General features: G+C 73.4%; 4 protein-coding genes. 3 read left to right on the top strand and 1 reads right to left on the bottom strand.

Going from position 1 to position 4453, the window contains the following annotated elements; translation table 11 throughout:
- Positions 1 to 3: 3 nt before the first annotated feature.
- Together ND748_RS26060 and ND748_RS26055 are read left to right on the top strand one after the other, a co-directional pair.
- The gene (locus ND748_RS26060; RefSeq protein ID WP_251748783.1) at positions 4 to 1140 is read left to right on the top strand and encodes a glycosyl hydrolase; all 1137 of its coding nucleotides are present in this window, start codon (positions 4 to 6) and stop codon (positions 1138 to 1140) included.
- A 90-nt stretch (positions 1141 to 1230) separates the two neighbouring features.
- Positions 1231 to 2529: a DMT family transporter gene (locus ND748_RS26055; protein WP_251748781.1), complete on the top strand. Its 1299-nt coding sequence runs from the start codon at positions 1231 to 1233 to the stop codon at positions 2527 to 2529.
- Between the two features lie 220 nt (positions 2530 to 2749).
- Here the strand turns inward: ND748_RS26055 and ND748_RS26050 are convergent, their stop codons facing one another.
- A complete protein-coding gene (locus tag ND748_RS26050; RefSeq protein WP_251748779.1) occupies positions 2750 to 3583 on the bottom strand; it encodes an NUDIX domain-containing protein in 834 nt (277 codons plus the stop codon).
- Positions 3584 to 3664: 81 nt separating this feature from the next.
- Here ND748_RS26050 and ND748_RS26045 point away from each other — a divergent pair.
- A partial coding sequence (locus ND748_RS26045; protein WP_251748777.1) for an SPFH domain-containing protein occupies positions 3665 to 4453 on the top strand: 789 nt, incomplete at its 3' end.

Raw genomic sequence — 4453 nt, 5'->3', positions numbered from 1 at the left:
GCCCTGCTCGCCGGGGCCGCGGCGCGGCAGGCACCGACCCGTCGCGGATCGGCGCTGCTGCTGTCCGGCTCGCTGGGCATGGGGCACGACGTCATGGCCGAGGCGTGCGGGGCGTCGCTGGAGCGGCGCGGGTTCACCGCCCGGACCGCCGACAGCCTGCGCATGCTCGGCGGGCGCAACGGCTCCCGCGGGGAGAAGGTCTTCCGCGGGATGATCGCCGTGCCGGGCCTGTACGACGCCGTGCACTTCTCCCAGATGCGCACCGGTGGCCGGCTGGCCCTGGCGATCGAGCGGGCGTCGAGCCGTTACGTCGTGCCGGCGCTGCGCCAGGAACTCACCGAGCAGCCGACCGATCTCGTCATCTCCATCTTCGCCACCGGCGCGGCGGCGACCAGCCGGGTCAAGCCGGAGTTCCCCGGCCTGGTCACCGCCGTGTTCTCCACCGACTGCTGCGTGCACCGGCTGTGGGTGCACGACAACACCGACCTGTACCTGGTCACCTCGCAGACCGCCGCCCGCTACGTGCGGCGGTTCGCGCCGGGTGCGCTCGTCTCGGTCGTGCCCACCCCCGTGCGCGAGCCGTTCTACGACCCGCCCACCCAGGAGGAGGCGCGCGCGGCGCTCGGCATCCCGGCCGACGCCCCGTGCGTGCTGCTGATGTCCGGCTCCTGGGGGCTCGGGCCGCTGGTCGAGGGTGCCGCGGCGATGGCGGCGGCGGGGATCTACGTGCTCGCGGTGGCCGGGCGGAACAAGCCGCTGGCGGCGCGGCTGACCGCCCTGGCCGAGCGGCAGCACAAGGTCATCCCGTTCGGCTTCACCGACCGCATCCCGGCACTGATGGCCGCCAGCGATCTGGTCGTCACCTCCTCCGGGGACACCTGCAGCGAGGCGCGGGTGATCGGCCGGGATCTGCTGCTCATCGACGTCGTCCCGGGGCACGGCCGGGACAACCTGCAGAAGGAGCTCGAACGCGGGCACGCCGAGGTCACCAACACCGACCCGGTGTCGCTGACCCGCTCCGCGCTCGCCTGCCTCGACCGGGTCAAGCCCCCCTCGGACCGGGTGGCGATCGGGCCGCAGGCGTGGGAGCAGGCGTTCGGCTCGGCGCTGGCGCAGATTGGCTTCGGTGCCCACTGGTGATTCGGTGCCCACCGGTGATTCGGTGCCTGGAGGTGCCGGGCTGGTGCCGGGCGCGAACGACGGCACGCCCGTGACCAGGATGGCGCGCATATGAGTAAGGCGTTGGCGCTCGGCCTGCCCACCGCGATGGTCTCGGCCGCCCTGTACGGGGTCGCGCCGCTGGTGCAGGCGCGGGCCGCCCGGCGCGAGGAGGAGAGTTCCGGGCTGGGGCTGGGCCTGCTGGCCCGGCTGGTGCTGCGCCCGCTGTGGCTGGTCGGCCTCGCCGTCGAGGCGGCCTCGTTCCTGCTGGAGGTCTACGCCCTGTCGGTCGCTCCGGTGGCGATGGTCGCCCCGGTGATGGCCCTCGACATGATCATCTTCACGTTACTGGCCCAACGGGTGCTCGGTGAACGGATCAGCCTGACGGGCTGGCTGGGCGTCGGCTCGATGGTCGCCGGGGTCGGCCTGCTCGCCTACGCTTTCGCGCGGCGCGCCGAGGTCGGCTCCGCGGCCAGCACGGACGTCCTGCTGGCCTTCCTCGTTCTCGGCCTGATCTTCGCGCTGGCGTGCGCGTTCCTCGCGAACGTCGCCGCCGCCCGGAACATGATCGCCGGGGCGGCGTTCGGATTCGGCGCGGCCGCCGGTGTCTGCTACGCGATCGCCACCCTCGCGACCCGGCAGATCGGCCTGGCGGTCAACGATCGCCGGGAGGGTCAGTCGGCACTGGCCGACCTGCTCACCACCCCGACGCCCTACGTCCTCGTGCTGTTCTCCGTGCTGGCGCTTGGTCTGCAGCAGCGCGGGCTGCAGGGCCGGGCGGCGGTGATCGCCTTTCCCGTGACCAGTGGGGTGTCCGCCTTCCTGCCGGTCACCCTGGGGCTGACGCTGTTTGGCGAGCCGGCCCCGGACGGCGCCCATCGGGTGGCGTTCGTCGTCGCGATGGTGATGGTGGCCGCCGGCATCGCCGCCCTCGGGCGCGACCGGATGGCGGCCAATCGTTCCGTGGACGAGCTGGAGGGCGCCGCGGCACGCCTCGAGAGCCCGGATGCCGGTCGGCCGGATGCGGGTCGACCGGACGGAGGTCGACCGGATGCGAGTCGACCGGATGCGAGTCGACCGGATGCGAGTCGACCGGATGCGAGTCGACCGGATGCGAGTCGACCGGATTCGAGGCGAGCCGACTCCGGCCGGCTGGACGCGGATCCGCTGGACTCGGAACGGATGGACCCAGCGCGGATGGACCCAGCGCGGATGGACCCGGAGCGGATGGGGCCGGGACGGGTGGATCTCGGGCGCTCCGAGCGGGTGGACTCCGACCTCGGGCGGCGTTCTCGCCACGGCGACGACCCATGGAATTCGTCGGGCCGGGCAGACGGCGGGCCCGGCGCCGCGCTGCGGGAACTCGGCTGACCCGGAGGGCTGCCCAGCCCGGGCGACGAACCGTCACCAAGGGCGCGGACCAGCACGGTCGCTAACCCTGACGGCATGTGAACAAACTTATAGTGACGCCGCATGTGCTTTCGGTGAGATAGTCGAGGTGGCCGGCCGCCCGGGTTCACCCCCCGATCGCCCGGGCGCCCGGCCGTCTCCCGCCCGCGTCACCGCTGCCCGCTCCGTCACCTCTGCCCGCTCAGGGTAGCCGCGGGACGGGCCGGAGCATCGCGGGATGCAGCACCGTGGCGTCGCCGCTGCGGTACAGCTCCGCAGGTCGGCCGCCGTCTCGGGTGGTGAAGCGCCCGGTCGGGACGAGGAAGCCCGCGGTCCCGGTCACCTTGCGGTGGAAGTTGCGGGGGTCCAGCCGCGAGCTCCAGACCAGCTCATAGATCCGGCGCAGTTCCGCCACGGTGAACTCGGGTTCGCAGAAGGCCGTCGCCACCGCGCTGTACTCGATTTTCGCCTGGGCGCGTTCCAGCCCGTCCGCGAGGATCGCCGCATGGTCGAAGGCCAGCCCGGACCCGCCGCCAGCGGTCGAGACCGGCTCCCAGCGGCTCGCGGCGGCGTCGGTGCCGGCGATCGGTGTGCGCGACTGCGGTGCGAGCGCCAGGAACGCCACCGTGACGACCCGCCCGCGGGGATCGCGATCCGGTGCGCCGTAGGTCGCGAGCTGTTCGAGGTGCGCCGGCGGGTGGCGTAGCCCGGTCTCCTCGGCGAGCTCCCGCACGGCCGCCTCGGCGAGATCCTCCCCCGGCCGGACGAAGCCGCCCGGCAGGGCCCAGCGGTCCCGGTAGGGCTCGATGCCGCGACGCACCAGCAGCACCTGAAGCTGCTCCTCGCGGACCGTCAGCAGGACCAGATCGACGCTGAGGGCGACCGGCGCGACGTCCGCCGGCAGCCGGTCCGCCGGCTGCCCGTCCGTCGGCTGTCCGTCCGTCGGCTGTCCGTCCGTCGGCAGTCTGTCCGCCCCGCCGCCGGCGGTGTGGGCGGCGGCGGCCGTGGCGGCGGACGGCTCGTGGGGGGACGGCATGCGGAGAACCATACTCGTCAGGTTGACGAGAACCGTGCTCCCGGATTATCGTCATGTCGACGATAAAGAGAGGACCTCCTCATGGCGGACATCAGCCGGGCGCCGTTCCTGTGTCACCTGCGGGGCACCCCCACCGCGTACATCCGCCACCAGCGCGGCACGACCGTCGCCCACGAGGGCGTCGGTCTGGTCTTCTGGTACCGGCCGCGGACGGCGGTGATCAGCGAGGTGCCGGTCGACGACCGGGAGCTCGCGGTGCTCTTCCACGCGCGGACCGCCGACTTCCAGGACGTCGCGGTGCAGGCCACCGTCACCTACCGGATCGCCGACCCGGTGCTGGCCGCCACCCGCCTCGACTTCGGCGTCGACCCCGAGCTCGGCACCTGGCGGGAGAAGCCCCTCGACCAGCTCGCCGGGATGATCAATGAGTCCGCCCAGGAGTACGCCTCGGACCTGCTCGCGCGCACATCGCTCACCACCGCCCTCGCCGAGGGGGTGCCGGTGATCCGGGCGCGGGTGACCGACGGCCTGCGCGAAGACGCCCGCTTGGTCCAGACGGGGGTGAGCGTGGTCGGGGTGCGGGTGGTCGCCGTCCGCCCGTCGCCGGAGGTGGAGAAGGCGCTGCGCACGCCCACCCGCGAGCAGATCCAGACCGAGGCCGACCGGGCCACCTACGGCCGCCGCGCGCTCGCCGTCGAGCAGGAGCGGCGTATCGCCGAAAACGAGCTGCAGAGCAAGATCGAACTGGCCGTGCGCGCGGAGCGGCTCGTGACCCAGGAGGGCGCCAACGAGCAGCGCCGGATGACCGAGCAGGCGGCGGCGGCGCGCATCGCCGCCGCGGCGGAGGCGGAGCGGGCCGAGACGGCCGCC

The organism is Frankia sp. AiPs1 (assembly GCF_023716945.1).
Taxonomy (GTDB): Bacteria; Actinomycetota; Actinomycetes; order Frankiales; family Frankiaceae; genus Frankia.
Note: the sequence above shows the minus strand (reverse complement) of the source record. Positions and strands in the feature narration are given on the sequence as shown.